The sequence below is a fragment of the Arthrobacter sp. Y3223164 genome (genome assembly GCF_059091005.1).
This window is the reverse complement of sequence record NZ_JBNHGF010000661.1, coordinates 1-957: the sequence shown is the minus strand read 5'-3', so window position 1 is coordinate 957 and position 957 is coordinate 1. Positions and strand designations below refer to the sequence as shown.

The 957-nt window shown below is 70.7% G+C and carries 1 protein-coding gene; it reads left to right on the top strand.

Annotated elements, in window-relative coordinates; all coding sequences use genetic code 11:
• On the top strand, window positions 1-957 hold a 957-nt coding region (locus AC5RUJ_RS17225), incomplete at both ends, for a diacylglycerol/lipid kinase family protein (protein ID WP_494156363.1).

The window sequence follows — 957 nt, the reverse complement described above, 5'->3', positions numbered from 1 at the left end:
CCCTTGCGCCTTCCCCGGGCCTGCCCGACCAGCGCGTGGTCTTCATCCTGAACCCGGCCAAGAACTCGGCCGACGAGGCCCGCCGCGAGGTGGAGGCAGCCTGCGCGGCGGCCGGTTGGAGCCCGCCCCTGGTGTTGGAAACCACGCCCGAGGACCCGGGCCACGGACAGGCCAGGCGGGCCATCGCCGAGCGTGCGGACGTGGTGATCGCCGGCGGCGGAGACGGCACGATCCGGGTGGTGGCCTCGGAATTGTCCGGCACCCAGGTGCCGATGGGGGTGCTGCCGCTGGGCACCGGCAACCTGCTGGCCCGCAATCTGGGTCTGGATCCGGCGGCCCTGCGGACCAACATCCATGTGGCGCTGCACGGGATCATCCGCAAGATCGACACCGCCGACATCATCTTGGAGAACGAGGCGACCGGCGAACGGTCGCAGGACAGCTTCCTGGTGATCGCCGGCATCGGCGTGGATGCGGATGTCTTGGCCGACACCCGCGACGACCTGAAGCGCCGGTTCGGCTGGATGGCCTATTCCGAAGCCGGCGTCCGCCACCTTGCCGGCCAGCGGGAGCGTGTCATGGTCAGCATCGACGACGGGCCCGCCCGGCCCCGCCGCGTCCGCAGCATCCTGCTGGCCAACTGCGGGAAGTTGCCGGCGGGGATCGATTTCATCCCCACCGCGGAAATCGACGACGGCGAACTGGACATCGTGGTGCTCAGTCCGCGCAGCGCGATCGGCTGGTTGTGGATTGCCGCCAAGACGCTGGTGCGGCACAGCGCGCCGATTCCCGTGATCGAGTACCACCGCGGGCGGAAGGTCCGCATCACGGCGCACGAGCCGATGGGAAGCCAGCTCGACGGCGATCCCTCCGGGCCGGTCACGTCGCTGACCGTGCAGGTCAGGCCGCGGTCGCTGGCGGTGCGCACCGAGTCGCTCCCCTCCGCCGGCAGCCACC